Annotated in this window: 13 protein-coding genes; 6 read left to right on the top strand and 7 right to left on the bottom strand. The window is 48.6% G+C overall.

Going from position 1 to position 15,878, the window contains the following annotated elements:
* Positions 1 to 15: 15 nt before the first annotated feature.
* Positions 16 to 432: a DUF1761 domain-containing protein gene (locus KOD92_RS01645; protein WP_215231781.1), complete on the bottom strand. Its 417-nt coding sequence runs from the start codon at positions 430 to 432 to the stop codon at positions 16 to 18.
* A gap of 111 nt (positions 433 to 543) precedes the next feature.
* On the opposite strand from KOD92_RS01645, the gene KOD92_RS01640 reads away from it, so the two are divergent.
* Complete coding sequence (locus KOD92_RS01640) at positions 544 to 1,443, top strand: histone deacetylase family protein (protein WP_215231780.1); 900 nt, start codon at positions 544 to 546, stop codon at positions 1,441 to 1,443.
* Here the strand turns inward: KOD92_RS01640 and KOD92_RS01635 are convergent.
* The 6 genes from KOD92_RS01635 to KOD92_RS01610 all read right to left on the bottom strand — a co-directional run bounded on the left by KOD92_RS01635 (position 1,418) and on the right by KOD92_RS01610 (position 11,785).
* Positions 1,418 to 2,419 (bottom strand): endonuclease/exonuclease/phosphatase family protein, encoded by a 1,002-nt coding sequence (locus KOD92_RS01635; protein WP_215231779.1) that lies wholly within the window; start codon positions 2,417 to 2,419, stop codon positions 1,418 to 1,420. The two genes, KOD92_RS01640 and KOD92_RS01635, sit on opposite strands and share 26 nt — an antisense overlap.
* A 138-nt stretch (positions 2,420 to 2,557) precedes the next feature.
* Positions 2,558 to 4,006 carry a SusD/RagB family nutrient-binding outer membrane lipoprotein gene (locus tag KOD92_RS01630; protein ID WP_215231778.1) on the bottom strand — a complete coding sequence of 483 codons (1,449 nt, stop codon included), beginning with the start codon at positions 4,004 to 4,006 and terminating at the stop codon, positions 2,558 to 2,560.
* 37 nt (positions 4,007 to 4,043) lie between these two features.
* A complete protein-coding gene (locus tag KOD92_RS01625; protein WP_215231777.1) occupies positions 4,044 to 7,301 on the bottom strand; it encodes a SusC/RagA family TonB-linked outer membrane protein in 3,258 nt (1,085 codons plus the stop codon).
* A gap of 212 nt (positions 7,302 to 7,513) precedes the next feature.
* Positions 7,514 to 7,921, bottom strand: coding sequence for a hypothetical protein (locus tag KOD92_RS01620; protein ID WP_215231776.1), 408 nt, complete (start codon positions 7,919 to 7,921; stop codon positions 7,514 to 7,516).
* 69 nt (positions 7,922 to 7,990) lie between these two features.
* Complete coding sequence (locus KOD92_RS01615; RefSeq protein ID WP_215231775.1) at positions 7,991 to 8,416, bottom strand: hypothetical protein; 426 nt, start codon at positions 8,414 to 8,416, stop codon at positions 7,991 to 7,993.
* Positions 8,417 to 8,569: 153 nt separating this feature from the next.
* Positions 8,570 to 11,785 carry a PAS domain-containing protein gene (locus KOD92_RS01610; protein ID WP_215231774.1) on the bottom strand — a complete coding sequence of 1,072 codons (3,216 nt, stop codon included), beginning with the start codon at positions 11,783 to 11,785 and terminating at the stop codon, positions 8,570 to 8,572.
* Positions 11,786 to 11,950: 165 nt separating this feature from the next.
* On the opposite strand from KOD92_RS01610, the gene KOD92_RS01605 reads away from it, so the two are divergent.
* The 5 genes from KOD92_RS01605 to KOD92_RS01585 all read left to right on the top strand — a co-directional run bounded on the left by KOD92_RS01605 (position 11,951) and on the right by KOD92_RS01585 (position 15,871).
* On the top strand, positions 11,951 to 12,838 hold the full coding sequence (locus KOD92_RS01605) for a sulfite exporter TauE/SafE family protein (protein ID WP_215231773.1): 888 nt from the start codon (positions 11,951 to 11,953) through the stop codon (positions 12,836 to 12,838).
* A gap of 81 nt (positions 12,839 to 12,919) precedes the next feature.
* Positions 12,920 to 13,741 (top strand): AraC family transcriptional regulator, encoded by an 822-nt coding sequence (locus KOD92_RS01600; protein WP_215231772.1) that lies wholly within the window; start codon positions 12,920 to 12,922, stop codon positions 13,739 to 13,741.
* A 71-nt stretch (positions 13,742 to 13,812) separates the two neighbouring features.
* Positions 13,813 to 14,181, top strand: coding sequence for a VOC family protein (locus KOD92_RS01595; RefSeq protein ID WP_215231771.1), 369 nt, complete (start codon positions 13,813 to 13,815; stop codon positions 14,179 to 14,181).
* 73 nt (positions 14,182 to 14,254) lie between these two features.
* On the top strand, positions 14,255 to 14,632 hold the full coding sequence (locus KOD92_RS01590) for a hypothetical protein (protein ID WP_215231770.1): 378 nt from the start codon (positions 14,255 to 14,257) through the stop codon (positions 14,630 to 14,632).
* Positions 14,633 to 14,746: 114 nt separating this feature from the next.
* Positions 14,747 to 15,871, top strand: a complete 1,125-nt coding sequence (locus KOD92_RS01585; RefSeq protein ID WP_215231769.1) for a serine hydrolase domain-containing protein — start codon at positions 14,747 to 14,749, stop codon at positions 15,869 to 15,871.
* The last annotated feature ends 7 nt before the right edge of the window (positions 15,872 to 15,878 follow it).

Here is a 15,878-nt window from a genome sequence, read left to right as displayed (position 1 = left end):
CTCCCCATTGAACCGCTATTTTAAAGCAACCAAAATGAGACAAACAATGACAATTCCAACAAGGTGATACGCGCCGCTGATCAGTCCATACAAAAGTGGCCGCGGGATATTCGGGTTGATCGCAATATTGACAGTGTTGGCAATCAGGTACCCGATTCCGACGGTCAATGCAAAACTTAGCGCGCCTTCATAAGAATCGATCTTTAACATATACATTAATACCGCGCTGGCGATGGTAATAACCAGACAGCAAATCGCCGGGCCGATAATAAATATCGGTGCAGGTTTTGCGGGCATGTTATTTTCCCTGCCTAAGGAAACTTTGTAGGGCGTGGGGAAAAGCAGGGTGAACCACAACGCGCCCAAAAGAAAATAAGGAACAAATGCGGCTAAAACACTTAACCATGCGATTTCGGAGAATACATTTACCATTGTCTTTCGATTTTAAGATTAAACATTATTTCTACAACACAAAGGAAAATGGCCCGGGTGACAGCCCTATGTCATAGGTTTCCCGCCATCCTGAATTTTTTTATCAACCGAATGTTTCCAATCGCTTTCAATCCCATTTATAAGTACCCCGTGCCTGACGGGCACCGGTTTCCAATGGATAAATATGAGCTGCTGCCCATGCAATTGTTGCGGGAAGGTATTGTCGAGCAGTCTGATTTTTTTGACCCGGAACCAATCGATATGCAGGCGGTATATGCGGTGCACGGCCGCGAATATGCCGACCGGTTTCTGCACGGAAAGCTTACCCGCCAGGAAATGCGGCGGATCGGTTTTGAGCAGACACCCTTGCTGGCCGAGCGGGAGCTGCGTATCACCAACGGAACCGTCGAAGGCGCGCTGAAAGCATTTGAGACGGGTATTGCATTCAATATCGCCGGGGGTACGCACCACGCCGGGCGCGATCAGGGAGAGGGGTTTTGTATCATCAATGACCAGGCGGTGGCGGCGCAATATCTGCTGGATCATGGAAAAGCAAAGCAGGTGCTGATCATCGATCTGGATGTGCACCAGGGAAACGGAACAGCCAATATATTCGCAGGCCGGCCGCAGGTTTTTACCTTTTCAATGCACGGAAAAAACAACTATCCTTTTCGGAAAGAGACAAGTGACCTCGATGTACCGCTCGAAGACTGGACCGGCGACGATGTATATCTGCAAATGCTAGATAGTATCTTGCCCGATCTGGTTGAAAAAATAAAGCCCGATTTTATCTTCTATCAGGCGGGTGTGGATATTTTGGAGACTGATAAAATTGGCAGGATGTCGTGTACCGTTCGTGGCTGCGAACTGCGGGACGAAATGGTGTTGAAGCTGGCGGTAAAGCACAATATTCCTGTTCAATGCAGCATGGGCGGCGGCTATTCGCCCGAGCTCCGGACTATCATTCATGCACATGCAAATACCTTCAAGGTTGCCGCGAAACTGTATTAGTAACGTATTGGAAGCTTCTTTTTTCTTCTTTTAATTTCCAGTTGAAGGTCAAGCCAACAGGTAAGTGATCGGATAAGGGCTTCCCCGACTGATCTTCAAAAAGCTCCGATTGCAGCGCGTATTCCGCAGGAAACAGTTCAAGCGCGTCGCTGCTGCGAAACATGATCTTATCGATCGACTCCATTTTTTCGGTTATATTCAGAATATCACGGGGCGGGATTCTGGGCGAAGCTGCGGGCAGGCGGCCCTCGTTTTCGAGCATTACCCAGGCGTCGCGGAGGCTGTTTTCGATCAGCAGTTCCTGAATATTATCGGAAGAAAAATGGTAGCGCCCATTTAAATCTCCCATCACAATCACCGCATTTCCCCCAGAATTTTCTTTTATAAATGTCGATAACTGTTCGATATTCTTTCGCCGCGCGGCGGCTGCCTCCGGATCGTTGAATGCATTGGAGTGAATGTTATACAGATCAATAAAGAGTCCTTTTCCAATCTGGACGCGCGAAAAAGTGAAACCTTTCGGGGTCAGACAATCGGCGCCGGTGCAATCGTCCCAGGAGATACGCTCAATGGCAGAGAGTGGGTAACGTGAAAGCGTATTCAGGCCGTCGCCAAACGGAATGCTGCCTTTCGATTCACTGCGGTAAGGGTGCGCATTCCCGGATAAGTAAAGCTCATTATTGTAATGAAAATCCTCCTGCACATGCACGATATCGAAGCGGTTCAAGCGTTTTCCGATCTCTGCAATACTGCTTGCGCGCTCGGTTTGTGCGCTGGAAATGATTTCCGGTAAGCCGGCGATATTGTAGGTAAGGACTGAAAATTGACCGGTTTCGGCTGTGTCCATAAGAACCGGATCGTGGGCATGTTTGACGGAAATGGCGCCGAGGGTGGCTTTAAATTCGACACTTGGCCAGAGCATGAGGAGCAGAAAGCCACAGTAGGCGTAACGTTTGCTGAAAAAATGTCCGATCATCAGGCAGTCCGGCTTTTGGTTGTATTGAAACCTAAAAGTAGGTCAGCAGTGTGAACTCAGCGGGGCGCAAATGTTAAGGTTATATTATTGATTTTGGTTAAAGAAAAGCTCCGGGCTGTGGACCCGGAGCTAGATATTTCAGTTAATATCCCACCAGTTCTTGGTGGCCTGCGAATCTCCGCCGATACTTTTGGCGGCGGCCTCGCTGTTAACCGCATTGGAAGCGCGGCTTGCGCTCGGATATTTCAACCGTTTTACAACACCATCTTTCACTTCCTGATCCAGACTTCCCGAAACCGGTGCAATAAACAGATCCGCGCCGCTCGGTTTTTTAATATCGAGTCTCAATCTTTCCATCCAGCCCTGAATACCCTGCATATACAAAGCCAGCCACTTCTGGGATCCGATCACATTTTTCCAGTTGCCCGCTTTGTAAGGAACGCTCGCCAGGTAAGTGCTCACGACCTTTGCATCAGTAATTCCCCATTGCGTTAGCGCGGCGGTAACTGCTTCGTTATAAAGTGTATCCGCCGTAGCAGTGCCCATATTCATGCCTCGCGCCGCGGCCTCGGCTTTAATAAAGGCAACTTCCGCATAAGTGATCATATTCCCTCTTGCCGATCCGCTGTAAGCCATTACACCGGGTTTCGACAGTCCGATCATTGTCGGGGTATTTGCCTCAGTACCATAAGGTTTACCCACATATTTTCCATTAGTTTCGTCCGGCCGGGCGTACACGGGAAGGCGGGGATCTTTTAATTCTGTCAGGTAGTCGATTACCGTGGAAGTCACCGCGAATTCTACGAGTGGACGGTCTACATCGTTATAAGGAAAGCGGTTGGTCGCCGCCGCGGTATTATATGGGAAAAATGCGTCCTGGGTTGTTGCGGTAAAAGTGTTTTTCACAGCATCTTCAATCACCGCTTTCGCTTCCGCAGGCTGCACGTCGGCCATTCTCATCGCAATCCGCATACGCAGCGCATTCCCGATCCGGATCCATTGTGCCGCGCTGCCGCCTCCGATAACATCACCTCGGATAGCGCCGGAAGATGGGCCGGCGAGTATATCCACCTGTGTTTTGAGCGAAGCGAGTAATGCCGTATATACATCTTTTCCTTTGTCATAAACCGGCTGAACCGTCACGTCGCCTCGCAATGCCTGTGAATAGGGAATATCCACATAAACGTCCGTGAGGATATGGAAAAGCCACGCTTTCATGATTTCCGTCGCCGCCAGCATGTGCTCGCTGGATTCGGCAGGGTGTCTTTCGTAGTAATTTCTGATCTCCTGCAAATCCATCAGCGGCCCGGCATACATGCCGTTCCAGAGTCCGTCGTTTGTAAACAGGAACCGGCTTTCACCCGTTTTGTCCGTTCCAGTCCAGTATTGCGCAAGCTGCATGCCAACGCGCCCGTTGAAATAAGTATCGTAAAGCAGGTCGGAAGCGCGTTTTTGCGCATTGGCCATCAAAAATTCAGGCTGTGTTTCGCTTGACCGCGCGGGGTCGCTGTTCAGGGTATCGTAATTGTCGCACCCGGGGAGGACGAAGATGCACGCCGCCAGCAGGATAATGATTTTCAATTTCATATGAATATGATTTGGATTGAGTTTTTGTTAAAACCGGTCAGAATGTAAAGTTCAGGTTCGCCCCGTAGCTGCGTACCGGAGGTAATGCGCCGCCTTCGAAGCCGATCTGGTTACCGATCGAGTTGGTGATATTCGCCGGGTCCACATTGGGTGCATTGCTTTTGATCAACCACAAATTGCGACCGGTAAGGGTAAAGCGCAATGCTTGCATTTTGATCTTTTTCGCCAATGCATCCGGTAGTTGCCAGCCAAGTCTTACCTCGCGCAGGTAAATGAAGCTGCCGTCGTACAGATTCGCTTTGCTGATCCGGTTACCGCCGTCGGAATTGAAGTGCGTTCGTGCCGCTACTACAATGTCGTTCGGGCTGCCGTCTTCTTTCACGCCCGGATTAACCAGTCCGTTTTCACGAATTCCAGGGAGTGCAGTTTCTTCAAACATCCCCGACTTGTTTCCATACAAATTGGTATAAGAGAAGAAATCACCGCCTTTTTGAAAATCGACAAGCGCCGCCAGATAGAGACTTTTGTAGCTGAATGTGTTGTTCAACCCACCAATAAAATCAGGGTTAGCGTCGCCGATGATCACCGGGGTAGGCGTAACTGCATACGTTCCATTTGCGCCTACGATCTTGTTGCCTCGCGCATCATATACATAATCCGTTCCCAGCATCGTACCAAGCGATTTTCCCTTTTGCGCCACCATCGAAACGCGGTTTGTGCGGCGTTCTGTACCAATTACAAATCTCTCTATACCCTGAATGCTTTCATCCGAGCTGTTCAGGTTAAGTACCCGGTTTTTGTTTTTGGAAAAATTAAGGGACGCTCTCCAGCTGAAATTCTTGGTCATGATCGGCATGATATTCACTGAGAGTTCGATACCCTTATTCTGCACCGTTCCGCCATTTACGATCTTGGTTGAAAATCCACTCTCCGCCGGGATCTGTACATTCCAGATCTGGTTTTCCGTGCGACGGTCGTAGTAAGTGAAGTTTACGCCCAGTATTTCATTGAAGAATTTGAGATCAACACCACCTTCCACTTCTGCCGAAAGTTCGGGTTTCAGGCGGGCATTGTGCAGTCTGTCCGGCGTACTTTGCAGCGGGAACGTGCCAAACTGCGTTACGATATCGTAATACCTTGATACTGAATAAGGGTCGGCATCATTTCCGACACGTGCATAAGATAACCGCGCTTTTCCGAGCGTCAGCCAGGAAGTTTTCTGGATCACGTCAGAGAATACGAACGAACCCGCGATCGATGGATAGAAATAGGAATAATTTCCCGTTTGTTTCAAAGTCGAAGCCCAGTCGTTCCGGCCTGTGGCGGTCAGGTACAGGTATTTGTTATAACCCAATGTAACCGATCCGAACAGCGAGTTGATCTGTTTGTTTCCATAAGTGGTAGAAACCGTAGCCGGCGTTACCGAGTTTTGCAGCACATACACAAGCGGGGTTTGCAGCCCGCCGTTGGTCGTGCCGGATTCCACACTCGATTTGATACTCAGGATATTACCCCCCGCCACAGCTTCCAGACTGAATTTGTCGCTCAGGTTTTTATTGATATTCAAAGTAGCCTGGTAGTTGTTTTCGTTGTTCCGGAGTTGTCTTTTTGCGTAGCTACCCACAAAAAATCCTTTCGCACTCCGCACTTCGTCCATGTGATCGAAGTAATCGGAAAACACGCGCACGTCGGCGGAAAGCCAGTCGGTGAACTTATAAGTTAATCCTGCATTCCCGAAATAGCGGTTATTTCTGTCCGTATTGTAGTTCTCATATTGGTTCCAGTAAGGATTTTGGCTGAATGCCGGTTTCTGGATATTCCACGCAGTCCGATTCCACGATTGCTCCGTACCGTCGGCATATTTGTAATCTTCCAGGTAGTTATTGTCAATCTGCCGCTGACCATACATCACGTAGAAAAGCATTGGGTTATTGCCCATAAAACCGGTTCCCGGCCGGCCTTTCGAGTTGTCGTTCACATAGTTGATCCCGCCGCTGAAAGTGAATTTGTCCGTAAACTTATAGGTGGTATTCAAGCTGATAAAAAAGCGTTTCAGCTCGCTGCCCGGGTAGATAAAGTTCTGTTTCGTTTGCCCGACAGAGAAGCGGATAGAACCTTTGTCGCTGCTGCTGGCCACCGAGAGGTTATTGGAAAATGTAACCCCGGTTTTGAAAAAATCCTTTGCATTATTGGGCTGCGGGCTCCAAGGAGCAGTTTTTCCAAAATTCGGATTGTTCCGGTCCTGGTCCCACGACCAATAGTGGCGCACGAGCGTTCCGTCCATTTTCGGCCCCCATGATTCGTCGGTTCCGTAGTCAGGAATGAGGTCATATTTGCCTTTTCCATCATTATCATCATAAGTACCTCCGCCCGGCAGGAAGCCGCTCGGATTGTCTTTTACATACAATTTGGTAAAATTTGAGCTGCCGCCCCCGCCATATACGTTCTGAAATTTAGGCAGGTAAGAAACCTGGTCCAGCTGCACATTCAGGTCGTAATTCAGAGAAAGGTTACCCGATCCCTTGCCCGTTTTGGTGGTAATATAAATAACCCCGTTCTGTCCACGACTACCATATAGTGCCGTCGCCGCAGCTCCTTTCAAAACAGAGATATTCTCAACATCATTTGGGTTGATCAGCTGGGCAGGATTTCCGTAATCGAAGCCGCCGCCGCCCGTTCCCTGGCCGCCGGTTACACTGGATGCATTCATATTCATATTCGCCATTGGCACGCCGTCGACGATAAACAATGCATTATTGTTACCCGAAATGGATTTCAAACCCCGGATCGTAACACGCGAAGAGCCGCCCATGGAACCGCTGTTCCCGCCGATCTGTACACCGGCCAGTTTTCCCTGTAACGAGTTGATGTAATTGACTTCACGCGCTTCCTGAATACTTCCACCGCCGATCTGCTGGATCGCATAACCCACATTCCGGGTGTTTTGCTGCACGCCGAGCGCGGTTACCACCACTTCGCCCAGACTTTTCACATCAGCCGGAAGTTTCACTGTTATTTCCGTCATCGAGCGCGGCACATTCACGTCGATCGTCTGGAACCCGATCGAGGAAACGGTGAGCTTTTGATCTCCGTCGGGAAGGCCGATCGAGAACTTCCCATCGGCGTCCGTGTTCGTACCCGTAGTGGTACCTTTAATTAAAACGCTCGCGCCCGGAACAGCCGCATTGGCCTCGTCGAGCACCTTACCGGCTACCTGCCGGGACTGCGCCTGTACCGAAATGGCAGAAAATGCCAGTCCAAACAGGGTCAGTAAACAACCACGTATAATTCGCATAATAGGCTTGGTTTTAGGGTTTAGAAATAAACAACTATTAAAGCCTTGAAGGATAGGCAGAATACTTGTCCAAAACTGCCCATATTGACCAGCCCGGCAGAATATGTTACCGATCGAAGACCGGTAAGTGTATTTGTTTAATAATAAAAATGCTGGAAATAGTGCCTAAATGGCTGTAAATGATATTGTTCCTTAAAATGAGAGGCAGAATATCAGAGCGGGGCGGAGAAAGGGGATTTTTTGAAAGAAACTTCACCATTCTGGTCTTTGGAATAAACCGCAAGACAGCCGGCGTTGAATGTAGGGTCAAAATTCGGTTCGCCGGGTACCAGCGTCGCTGGTGCAGGTTTTGAAGCGTCGAAGAAATATACTGTGGTAGTGCCGTATTTGGTGTAAGGCATCAGGTTTCCATACTTTTCCATCTCGTCCCACGCCCGGCCTTCTATTGTTACCGCGTAGATCCGCTGAATAGGACCGGTGTTATTTTCATTCCGGTATACGGCCACTTCTTTAAAATTGCCTTCCAGATCATCTACCCCAGGTATCGAAGTGGAATCATAGATTATAAAGCCGAGCGTGAGAACGATGAGGACGAGGAATATTATTTTTTTATTTTTCAAGATCTGTGAAATGGTTCGTGTTGCCGTAAAGTTAAGACAACACGTCCATTCCGAAGCGAAATTTCCTGCCTAGCGTGTTGCGGTAAGTGTGAAATCAGTGCCGGTATCGTCGGTCGCATTGACCATGAGCTTCTTGCCAATTATTTTCGCGACTGTTTCTCCTTCGTAAACCAGTTCCACTGTGCTCCCATTTTCCACCAGCTTGATATCACTTACGTCGTACACCATAAATTCTTCGTCGTCCCTGGTTTGAATATCAAGTTCGGCATCCACCGTCGTTTCCGTTTTTTTAGTGATCCGGATATCGCCTTTCAGATTGCTCTTATCCGCAGGTATAACCTTACCGTCAAATGCGAGTTCGGAAAAAACATAAATGCCCGACAGCCTGGTTGCCAGATCTGGCGCGGGTTCGACTTTGTCTTTCTTGCACGAAACGATTGAAATACCAAGCAGTAGCAATACTGCGAGACTTTTGAGGTTGGATAAATTTTTCATAGCTGGAATGATGTTTTGTTTAATGCGTCAAAAATATTGTCGCACTGTCACTCCCAAAAGTCTTCACGGGCAAACTGCACTTTCTACGTTCTGATCTGATCAGAAAGCGCGGTGAACTGTGAAACGATTTTCAGGCTAATCATCCCATTGACACTATGTTACCGGCAGGAATATACTAAATGTAGTACCCACGCCCGGCTCGCTCACCACCGTAATGGCGCCTCCGTGATTTGCCGCAACCCGCTCACAGATCGCCAGTCCGATACCCGTGCCCGAGTATTGGCTCCGGCCGTGCAAACGCTGAAACAGCTGAAATATCTTATCGGCATATTGCTGGTCAAATCCGATTCCGTTATCTGCTACATCTACCTGGTAGTAGGCGCTGGTAGTTCGCGTTACATTTACCGATGATGGCAGATCCGCGCCTGAAATGATGCGACTGGTGATATTGATTACCGGACTCACACCTGGCTTACGGAATTTCAGTGCATTACTAAGCAAATTCAGGAACAATTGACCCAGCTGGGTCTGATCGCCTTTGAGCCACGGCAGGGAATCTATGGTGATTACTGCCGAAGATTCGGCAATGGCCAGTTCAAGATCATTTACGATGACGTCCAGCACCAGATTGAGCGAAACGGTCCTGTTCATCTCCTTCTGTGTAGTCACGCGCGAAAAGGCAAGGAGGTCGTCAATCAGTTCAGACATGCGCTTGGCCGCTGCCTGCATCCGGTTCAGGTAAGTGGTCCCGTCACCCAGATTTTCACCATAACGTTTGATCAGCAGGTCCGAAAACGACTGTATCTTCCGGAGCGGCTCCTGCAGATCGTGAGAAGCGACGTAAGCAAACTGTTGCAGGTTGATATTCGATTGCTGCAGCATATTGTTGGAATCCGCCAGTTCTTCGTTGGTCGCCACATATTCTTCATTGATCGCGGCCAGTTCTTCATTGATCGTTTCCAACTCTTCGGTGCGCTGCTGAACTTGCTGTTCAAGGGAAAGCTTGATCTTGCGCTGGTCGGTCACATCCTGTGCGGTACCTATCATCATGATCGGCTCGCCGGCCTGATTGTAGAGGACTTTGCCCTGCGCGTGCAATATTCTTTCGGCTCCGGTCTTTTCGGGATCCAGGGAATATTCCATATCATACAACCCGTCCGATCCGGGAGCAACTGCCCTGTTAACTGCGGCTAGTACTCCTGGCTGGTCGGCCTCGCTGACGGCCGCATATACCATCTCAAATGTGATAGGGTTTTCTTTTGTCAAACCAAACCACATTTTAAACCGGTCAGAGAAATCCATTGTTCCGGTTCGAAGATCAATGGAGAATGTCCCCAGTTCTGCAAGCTCGATCGCGCCGCGCAGGAATGCCTCGGTTTCCTGGATCTTTTTTCTGTTTACCACCTGCTCGGTCAGATCCGTCGCCACCACAAAAACGCCGGTAATCTGATCCTGAAGATTACGCTGCGGCTGATAAGCCATATCAACATAAATCGTTTCAAGAACGCCGTCGTACATAATTTCGACTGCTTGTTCTCTGGAAAAATAGGGGATACCTGTGTCGATCACATGCTGCAAAAGCTTGTCAAAACCTTGCCCGTCAATTTCAGGAAGTGCTTCCAAAAGCGACTTGCCGATGATCTCTTCGGGTTTGCGGCCTACCAGCTTCCCATAGAACGGATTAGCCATTGTAAAAGTCAGGTTATCCTTGTGGATCATCGCAATACCTACCGGCGACTGTTCAAACAATGCCAGCAACTGCAACTGGCTTTCTGCGACCTGGCGCTCTACATTGACCCGTTCCGTTACGTCAATAGCAATGTCAAGAATAGCATATACTTTTCCTTCATTATCATATACCGGGGAATAGGTAATGTCGTAAAAATTGTAAGTCATGACGCCATTCTGCACGATATTAACCTGCGTGCCGTAACTCTGATAAGTGACGCCGGTGGTATAAACGTCGTCAAGGATCTGTAAAAAAGGCTGGCTGTCCAATTCTGGCATTACCTCACGAAGCGGGATACCCTCTATATCAGGGCCTTTTCCAACAATATCAATAAATGCCTGATTAGGCAGCTCCACAACGAGATCGCGGCCAACAAATAAACCGATCGCCGCCGGAGCCGAGGCAATAACTGTTCTGAGCTTGGATTCGCTTTCTTCAAGTGCCTTCTGCGCCTTCACCTGTGCGGTAACGTCCATGGACATATTGATGATCCCGTAGATATTGCCCGAGCCGTCGAATATGGGTTTGTAACTGAAATTGAAATAGTAGGTACTCAGCTTCCCGTCGACCTCAATATCTACGGCTGCATTCTTGGAACTGTAAGCGATTCCCGTCACCAGGATTTCATTCAGAATATCCAGAAAAGGCTGTCCCTCAAGTTCCGGGAGTGCTTCTGCCAGTGGTTTGCCAATCACAGATTTGTCTTTGCCCCAGTAGTCGATCATAGGCTGGTTGGCCAGTTCGATCACCATTTCTTTTCCCACAAACAGGCAGGTTGCGACCGGGGCCTGGTCGATAAGCGCCTTGAACTTTGCTTCGTTGGCTTCCAGCTCTTTCAACATCCGGTGCTGGTGTGTCACCTCGTTCGCCATCACCATAATTCCGCTGATGCTGCCGTCTTCGCTCTGCATCGGGGAATATACAAAGTCGAAATACGCGTCTTCGAGCCTTCCGTTCCGGTACAATTGGGCCAGTGCGCCACTTCCGATAAACGGTTTTCCGGTGAGGTATACCTCGTTTAATATATTGTTAAAACCCTGATTCTGGATTTCCGGCAATGCGTCCATCAGTTTCAAGCCGGTAATGGAAGCTTCCTTTCCCCAAACCTCGAACAGTTTATCATTCCCAAGCTCAATGATCAGATCCGGCCCGGTGAGCAATCCAATGGCCATAGGCGCCTGTTCGACAATGGTTTGAAAGCTTCTGGCGTCTTTCAACGTGCTGCGGCCCTGTACTTCTTTCGTAATATCTATAAAAGTCCCCAATACGCGAATCTTCTCACTATCAGGTTCCTGGTGTGATTGCCCTTTACAAAGTATCCAGCGCGATTGCCCGCCCGGAATACCTGCCGAGCGAAATTCTACCGAAAAAGGTTCGGGCGGAGTTTGTTCCAATGCGCGGGAAACTTCGCTTTCGAAGATAGCCCGGTCTTCGGGATATATTAAACCAATGAGGGAATTGAAGTCAACGATATCGTTTCCCGCAAAATCAAGCAGATTCTTGGAGCGGGTACACAAACGTATTTCATTGGAATGTGCACTAAATTCCCAGGTCCCTATTCCGGCCATTTCAAGGGCCAGCGCTAGACGTTCGGTTTCCAAAGGGTTACTGGTATTAAATGGCTCGGGTGCGCCTGGCATGTATATCTTTTTTTAAGCAACTGAAACCCCAAGCACAAACACTGTGCCAGACAACCGTGTCCTTTATGCGGCTCAGCGGCTCTTTGTATTCAAACTATTTACTCTATTTAATTAGTAGATTAAATTCTTTTTCTATTTTTGTGCTTCTCAATTCTCAGACAGCATATGTTTTTAAAGGTCCTTTCGTTAAAGCCCATTTCGAAATTATGGTATCTGGTGCCGGCGGGGTTAGTGGTTCTATCGGTCGGTTTCCTGCTTTTAAATGGTACTATTTCAGTTGAAGCCGAGCAGGTAAGGAGTTTCCTTGACAGCAAATTCATGCTTTATTTTCTCGTGGGTCTGGCTGCGCAGCTGGTCGACGGTGCGTTGGGAATGGCTTATGGAGTTACTTCTACTTCCTTCCTGCTTAGTATGGGAGTGTCACCCGCTATCAGCAGCACCAGTGTTCACGTTGCCGAAATGTTCACAACCGGAGCCTCGGCGATTTCACACCTGAGATTTAAGAATATCAACAAAAAGCTTTTCAGAAGCCTGCTGATTCCCGGTGTACTTGGTGCGGTAACGGGTGCTTATTTACTTTCTGACGTAATCGATGGCAATGCCGTCAAACCATATATTGCGATCTATATGCTTATTCTGGGTGTTATTATTATCAGGAAAGCGATCCGGAAGAGGCTGGTTAAAAACAAAACAAAAAGGATCGGAGTGCTCGCTGCTACCGGCGGTTTTCTCGACTCGATCGGGGGCGGAGGCTGGGGGCCAATTGTGACTTCAACGCTATTGGGGCAGGGAAGAGATCCCCGGTACACGATCGGTTCCGTGAATGCGGCTGAATTTGTGATCACGTTTTCAAGCGGTATTACATTCCTGATATTCAATGGTATCGACAGCTGGCAGGTTGTGCTTGGGTTGATATTGGGCGGTGTGATCGCCGCGCCTTTCGGTGCACTCCTGGTCGGCCGCATCAATAGCCGCGTGTTAATGCTTTCAGTAGGGATATTGGTGATCGGGCTGAGTTTAAGGACTGTATTGCAGGGATTTGGGTTCATTTGATCGTGTTTTAAACCGGATAACTTTTCGCGAATTCCATATATTGCGGCTTGCATTGTTACCTCAACCGCAGCAGCTATTTGCATGGAATACGAAACCTACCAGCCTGATCTAGAATTAAGTGATTTCGTAAAATGCTTTTGGACCTTGCGGGTTCCGGCGGGTCCCGATCCGCAAAAGCAACGCATCGTTCCCGACGGTTGCGTAGAAATGATCTTCACGCTCGGCGACGATGTGAGACGGTATATTAACGAAACCGACCACATAATTCAGCCACGTGGGATGATTCTAGGGCAGCTTACAGAGCCGCTTTGCATTGAGCCTACCGGCGCCGTCGATACCTTCGCAGTCCGGTTTTTCCCCGGCGGCTTTATTCCCTTTACCACTTTATCCATGCCGGATCTGGAAAACACAGAAACGGATATGTCGGCCGTTTTTGGTGAAGAAGATGCTGCGAATCTCAAAAAGCTGGTCGTGAACGCGGCAAATACAGAAGAACGGATTCAGATTGTACAGGCCTTTTTAGCGCAAAAATTAAGGGATGCAAAACACATTGACCGCATTCTCCGATCAACTGTCGACCTGATCCTTGCTTCGAAAGGACGCGTACCCGTTGGCGGAATATTGCAGGAAAATATTTTGAAAAGGCGACAACTTGAACGCAGGTTCTCGAAGTTGGTTGGTTTAAGTCCGAAGCAACTAGCGAGGATCGTCCGGTTACAGAGTACCCTTCAAATGCTGCTGAACAATGACGATAGCAGTCTGACCAGTCTGGCGATTGAAAATGAGTATTACGATCAGGCGCATTTTATCAAAGACTTCCGAGAGTTTACCGGTACCAATCCCAACAAGTTTCTGAAAGACAATGCGCTGGTACTGTCAACGGCATTTTATCAAAAAGAATAGGCTGACGCAATTTTACAATTTTCAGCATTTGCGGAATTCTACCTTGCAGACGCAACTAAATACATCTAACAATGGAAAATTTCATTTCAATGTTTGAAATCCCTGCGTCTGACTTCCAGAGGGCGGTTTCGTTTTACAAGGCTATTCTTAACATAGAGATCGAGGAGGTCGATATGGAGGGAATCAAACTGGGATTGTTTCCCGGCGACGGCAGTAATGTCTCCGGATCGGTGATCGCCGGGCCTGATTACAAACCATCTTCGGACGGAGCGGTCATTTACCTCAATGGCGGAAGCGACTTGCAGGAGATAATGGATAGGGTCGTGGCCAGCAATGGAAAGGTTGTGATACCAAAGACGGAAATAAGTCCCGAAATGGGATTTTACGGAACGTTCATTGACACCGAGGGAAACCGGCTGGGGCTTTATTCGCAGGGTTAGAAACATTAATTTTTTGACTGTTCAAACCAATCGGCAGATCTGAACGTCTACCTGCAAATAACTCCGGAACATCATGATGAAAGTCCAAAAATTGCCGCTACTCATTGGTCTGCTGACCATTTTGGCACTGAATGCGTGTAAAATGGATGGGGATCCGGGAGATATCAATTGCACGGAAGAGTTCAGGTCTGTCGGTTTGGAAGTATCGGGCGAGCCACTGACTGAGTTTTACACAGTCCGCCTGGCCACCTCGGATACGCTGCGTGCCAGGTCTGAATTTGTGCCGGAATCGCGATGGTACTGGGTTCTGGACGATTCTTATCAAAAATTATTAGCAAACAGACAGGAAGTTTTCAAGTTTGTCGGGAAAAGGGGCAGTGCAATTGTTGTACAGGAAGAGTATACGATCGGGGCCGACGCCTGCCACATTTTCAAGGTGAGCGGCAAGTGAAATTTAGATCTGCTGTCGAGATCCGGCCCGGTAGTTTAGCTAAATTTAATATCTTTGGTATCGATGTGAAATGTACAATTCGAAGAATTAGTATTTGTGATTTAATACCCCTTTATGAAACACCTGATCCTATTTATGCTGGCTGTTATGGCCGTTTCCTGCGATGGACAAAAGAATTCGCCCATACCGCACGAACTGGAACAGGATCCGCTGAACCCGATAGATACGGTTTGCAAGGCTTGCAAGGATAGCACCTTCGCTGCCGGCGAAGCTGATCTCAGGTATGTTGTTTTTGATAAAAACGGGCCGATGAATATCCCGGTCGTCACCAGTGTCAGGAACAAGATCACTTTTTACTATTATTTAAAAAGCAACATTGCGAACTATGGCAACAGTGTAATGGCTTATATCGGCCGGGGCGACTCGACGCTATTTTGTTACCGGCAGGGAGAATATAATACCGACTCCCGGTTACCGATCATGTCCGCCTCCAAGCCCGTGACCGCCGCGGTGATCATGACGCTGGTGGAAGCCGGAAAGCTTGCACTCGATGATAAAGTGAGCAAATACATTCCCTCATTTAATAACGAAAAAAAGGAAATCACGATCCGGCAGCTGCTGGCGCACACTTCGGGGCTGGTCTACGAATCGCGGTTTGACTCTCGCAGCGACCTCACGCTCCAACAAAATATCGACAGCATCGCTCTAAGGACTCAACTGCAGTTCGTGCCCGGTAAAGGCGCATTGTATGGAAGTGTCTCGTACGGAGTAGCTTCCAGGATTGCGGAAATCGTTGAAAAGAAATCCTGGGCGACGATCTTTCAGGAGCGGATCGGTTCGAAATGTGGAATGGAGGATGTGATTTACAGTCCGGATCATCCTGCAAACCCAGCGACGGGTTATGGTATTATGTGCTCCATGAACGAGTACCTGCGCTTTTTGACCATGATATACAACAAAGGAACGTATAATGGAGTGCGTGTACTGAGCGTTGCTTCCGTCGAAACCATGGAAGCGGATAATTCCAACCGGGTTGACCCAACATACGGCCTCGGGCTGTGGCGTTCCGAGTTCCAGAACAACACTGCAAAAGAAGTAGCAGTACTGAGCGCCCGCGGCGTGCATGCGTGGATCAACCGGGAAAAGAATTACTTCGGGCTGCTGTTCACACAAGCCGGTTTCGACACCACCATTCAACCCAATCTAGCTTTCCGCAAACTAGTAAGAGAAAACCTCTAACCCTTCC

Origin of the sequence: Dyadobacter linearis, from assembly GCF_907165045.1 — a bacterium.
Taxonomy (GTDB): domain Bacteria; phylum Bacteroidota; class Bacteroidia; order Cytophagales; family Spirosomataceae; genus Dyadobacter; species Dyadobacter linearis.
This window is presented reverse-complemented; position numbering and strand designations above follow the sequence as displayed.

Excerpts from the sequence above, each read along its gene's own strand:
- KOD92_RS01645 (WP_215231781.1), bottom strand. The coding sequence starts at position 432 with ATGGTAAATGTATTCTCCGAAATCGCATGGTTAAGTGTTTTAGCCGCA.
- KOD92_RS01640 (WP_215231780.1), top strand. The coding sequence starts at position 544 with ATGTTTCCAATCGCTTTCAATCCCATTTATAAGTACCCCGTGCCTGAC.
- KOD92_RS01635 (WP_215231779.1), bottom strand. The coding sequence starts at position 2,419 with ATGATCGGACATTTTTTCAGCAAACGTTACGCCTACTGTGGCTTTCTG.
- KOD92_RS01630 (WP_215231778.1), bottom strand. The coding sequence starts at position 4,006 with ATGAAATTGAAAATCATTATCCTGCTGGCGGCGTGCATCTTCGTCCTC.
- KOD92_RS01625 (WP_215231777.1), bottom strand. The coding sequence starts at position 7,301 with ATGCGAATTATACGTGGTTGTTTACTGACCCTGTTTGGACTGGCATTT.
- KOD92_RS01615 (WP_215231775.1), bottom strand. The coding sequence starts at position 8,416 with ATGAAAAATTTATCCAACCTCAAAAGTCTCGCAGTATTGCTACTGCTT.
- KOD92_RS01610 (WP_215231774.1), bottom strand. The coding sequence starts at position 11,785 with ATGCCAGGCGCACCCGAGCCATTTAATACCAGTAACCCTTTGGAAACC.
- KOD92_RS01605 (WP_215231773.1), top strand. The coding sequence starts at position 11,951 with ATGTTTTTAAAGGTCCTTTCGTTAAAGCCCATTTCGAAATTATGGTAT.
- KOD92_RS01600 (WP_215231772.1), top strand. The coding sequence starts at position 12,920 with ATGGAATACGAAACCTACCAGCCTGATCTAGAATTAAGTGATTTCGTA.
- KOD92_RS01595 (WP_215231771.1), top strand. The coding sequence starts at position 13,813 with ATGGAAAATTTCATTTCAATGTTTGAAATCCCTGCGTCTGACTTCCAG.
- KOD92_RS01590 (WP_215231770.1), top strand. The coding sequence starts at position 14,255 with ATGATGAAAGTCCAAAAATTGCCGCTACTCATTGGTCTGCTGACCATT.
- KOD92_RS01585 (WP_215231769.1), top strand. The coding sequence starts at position 14,747 with ATGAAACACCTGATCCTATTTATGCTGGCTGTTATGGCCGTTTCCTGC.